General features: G+C 29.9%; 5 protein-coding genes. 4 read left to right on the forward strand and 1 reads right to left on the reverse strand.

From position 1 onward, the window contains the following. The first annotated feature begins 105 nt into the window (after positions 1 to 105). Positions 106 to 900: an ethanolamine ammonia-lyase subunit EutC gene (gene eutC, locus ACIQ56_RS15655; RefSeq protein ID WP_397601975.1), complete on the forward strand. Its 795-nt coding sequence runs from the start codon at positions 106 to 108 to the stop codon at positions 898 to 900. Positions 901 to 970: 70 nt separating this feature from the next. Here eutC and ACIQ56_RS15660 read toward each other — a convergent pair whose 3' ends face one another. Further along, entirely contained in the window at positions 971 to 1,555 is a 585-nt protein-coding gene (locus ACIQ56_RS15660) for an ATP-dependent Clp protease proteolytic subunit (protein ID WP_397601976.1), read from the reverse strand. Between the two features lie 81 nt (positions 1,556 to 1,636). Here ACIQ56_RS15660 and acpS point away from each other — a divergent pair, with 81 nt between their 5' ends. The 3 genes from acpS to ACIQ56_RS15675 form a co-directional block, all read left to right on the forward strand. Next, positions 1,637 to 2,023, forward strand: a complete 387-nt coding sequence (gene acpS, locus ACIQ56_RS15665) for a holo-ACP synthase (RefSeq protein ID WP_397601977.1) — start codon at positions 1,637 to 1,639, stop codon at positions 2,021 to 2,023. 120 nt (positions 2,024 to 2,143) lie between these two features. Then, a complete protein-coding gene (locus tag ACIQ56_RS15670) occupies positions 2,144 to 2,659 on the forward strand; it encodes a methyltransferase family protein (protein ID WP_397601978.1) in 516 nt (171 codons plus the stop codon). Continuing rightward, positions 2,659 to 3,553: MMPL family transporter (locus ACIQ56_RS15675; RefSeq protein WP_397601979.1), on the forward strand; the 895-nt coding region annotated here is incomplete at its 3' end. The genes ACIQ56_RS15670 and ACIQ56_RS15675, both read left to right, overlap by 1 nt.

Genomic DNA, 3,553 nt, shown 5'->3' on the forward strand with positions numbered 1-3,553 from the left:
CGCAATGAATATCATCTCTGGGAGCCGGATGTGGGAAAACTACAAGTCCGGTTCTGCAGGGGTTTCATGGCAATGAATTACTTTATTTGAAAGGAAATAAAAGTCATGTCTCTACCTACCAATAAAAATAATATTATTAAAAAAGATATTTGGAGTTCTTTCAAAGAACATACAGATGCAAGAATTGCTCTTGGTAGAACAGGAAATAGCTTACCCACACATGAGTTATTAAAATTTGGAATGTCACATGCTCTTGCAAAAGATGCAATATATAGAGAACTTGATATAAATAAAATTCAACAATTATTATTAGAAAACCATTTCGAATCTTTTATTGTAAATAGTAAAGCAATAAATAAAAAAGAATATTTAATGAACCCTAATTTAGGCAGACAGCTTTCTGAAAATTCCATGACGTTTTTAAAAGAGAAAAATATAGAAAAAGGAAATATTACAATTATATTTGGTGATGGCCTCTCTGCAACAGCTATAAATATCAATGCATGTCCATTATTATTCGAATTAAATCAGGCACTGCAAAATACAAAATTTAAATTAAATCCTATTATTATTGCTCAACAAGCTCGTGTTGCATTAAGCGATGAAATTGGGGAAGCGTTACAAAGCCAAGCTTCAATTATTTTTATTGGAGAGCGGCCCGGGCTTTCTTCTCCAGATAGTTTAGGAATTTATTTAACTTGGAATCCTAAAAAAGGAAAAAAAGAATCTGAAAGAAACTGCATTTCAAATGTTAGAAATCAAGGACTTTCTTATAAAGAAGCTGCTTTTAAAACAGCTTGGCTTTTAATTGAAGCTGAAAAAATAAATAGCAGCGGAATTCTTTTAAAAGATGAAAGTATTTTTATTGAGGATTCCGGGATTGTTACTTTAGAAAGGTAATTTATTTTTCTTTGAAAAATAAATAAAAAGACAATTAGAATTTTGTTTTAATTGTCTTTTGTTAAAGAAATTATCTTACTTCATTCCAAGAAGAAATTACTTTAGTAATTAGACCATATTCAAGAGCCTCTTGAGCTGTCATCCAATAATCTCGCTCAATATCTTTGCGGACACGCTCTATAGGTTGTTTTGTTTCTTTTGTATAAAGTTCTGCAATTTTTTCACGAGTTTTTAAAATTTCTTTTGCATGAATTTCAATATCTGATGCTTGACCTTGGATACTTCCACCAATTAATGGTTGATGAATTAATAATCGTGAATTTGGCATAGAATAACGGTATTTTGCTTCTGCAGCTAGTAAAACAACGGTGGCTGCACTGGCTGCGAGTCCTGTTACGATAATTTTTACTTCAGGGCGAACAAAACGAATGGTATCATATATTCCAAAGCCTGAGTTGACTTCACCGCCAGGGCTATTTAAGAATAACCAAATTTCCTTAGTTGCATCAGCGGCTTCTAAGGCGAATAATTGTTCAATGACTCTTTTAGCAGATGCAGCATGGATAGCTTCTGAAAGAATGACAATGCGCTGATCAAAAAGTTTTTTTTGAGTCGTGGCTTCAAAAATTGAGGTCAAATCATCATGGTTTGGCATTTGGGCTCCTTCTCATTTCAATTTTAGGAAATGATTTGATTTTAATTATAATTCAAACAAGAAAGTGGGACAAGCTTAGAAATGGCAAAAAAAATGCGCACAGGTAATGATCTGGTCCATATTCCTCGTTTTGAAAAATCGTTAACTGTAGGAAATTTCATTCAAAAAGTATTTCATCCCAATGAGATTGCCTACTGTGAAAGCAAGGTCAAAGGAAGAACAGCATCCTATGCAGCTCGTTTTGCTGCCAAAGAAGCCTTTGCAAAAGCGCTTGGAACAGGACTCTATGCCAATGGAGTGAGTCCAAAGGAAATTTGGATTGAAAATGAAACAAACGGAAGACCTGTTATCAATATTACAGAGAATATAAAAAAAATTTTAGCTACATTAGAATTAGATGAATTCGATGTTTCCTTAAGTCATCATGAAGAATATGCGATTGCCACCGTTATTTTATTTAAAAATTGACCCCTAAAGAAAAATAAATAGATCCTTATGTCAAAATTTTTTTTTTGACTGTGAATTTTTAATTTAATATGATTTTCAAGAAAGACTTTTTGAAATTATAACATATATAAATTAAGCATTATGAATATTAAATTTCTAGAAACCAAAATACCTCCTCCAATTATTTTCATTATTTTATCGGTAATAATGTATATTTTAAATATTTATTTCCCAATTAAGAAAATTTTGCTTTTTCCTTGGAACTTATTAGGCTTTATTTTTATAGTAAATGGAATTTTTATTATATTTATTTCAATAATCCAACTAAAAAAAGATAAAACAACAATAAGCCCAACAGAACTTCATTTGACTAGTAAGTTAGTCACTACAGGAGTTTTTCAGTATACAAGAAATCCAATTTATTTAGGATTTCTTGTTTCTTTATTTGGATTGGCTTTTATTTTAGGAAATTTAAGCCCTTGGATCATACCATTTATTTTTTATATTTATATAACAATATTTCAAATAATACCCGAAGAAAAATTATTATATTCTAAATTTGGTGCTTTATACACCGAATACAAAAAAAAAGTTCCAAGATGGGATATTACTATATTTCAAATTATCAAAATTTATAAAATAAAAAAGGGTAAATAATGTTTAATTATATTTCTAAAATAATAAAACATAGAAATATAGTTTTGTTTCTGACTGGTATTATAACATTATTTTTTATTTATCAGTTAAAATCTCTAAATATCATAATAGATCCCGACTCTGTTCTTCCACAAACTCATCCTATGATTGTAACTCAAAATTTAATTGAAAAAATTTTTGGCAACAAGGTTACAGTTGTCATTGGATTGAGGCCTCAAAATGGCACTATTTTTCAAAAAAATATTTTAGAAAAAGTAAAAAATATCACGAATAAAATTCAAAATTCTCCTTTAGCTGTAAGAACAAACATAACAAGCTTAACCTCTAAAAAAACAAAAAATATTGAAGGTTATTCCGAAGGGATGATCGTTAAACCACTTATCCATAAAATTCCTATGGATGACAAAGGATTCCTTGATTTAAAAAAAGCAATTGATAATAATCCAGTTTATAAAAACCTTATCGTTTCAAATGATGAAAAAACAACATTAATTATCGCTGAGTTTAAATTTCCAAAAAATGGTTTTTTAGAAATTAAAAACTTTGTAGAAGAAACTGTTCAACCTGAGCGTGATGAAAATGTCCAAATCTATCTTTCAGGTATGGCAATGTATTTAGGTTTACTTGAAAAATATTCTTCACGAATGATTTTTTTATTTCCCCTCTCTCTTTTTATAATTGGTTTGATTCATTACGAAGCTTTTCGAACAAAACAAGCTCTCATTCTACCGCTTGTTACCGCTTTATTAGCCGTAGTTTGGTCTGCTGGTTTATTAGGAATGATGCATGAACCATTTGATGTATTTAATGCCTGTACCCCAATTTTAATACTTGCCATTGCTGCAGGTCATGCTGTCCAGATTTTAAAACGATATTATGAAGAGTATTCTAAAA

Source organism: Silvanigrella sp. (assembly GCF_044369315.1).
Lineage (GTDB): Bacteria > Bdellovibrionota_B > Oligoflexia > Silvanigrellales > Silvanigrellaceae > Silvanigrella.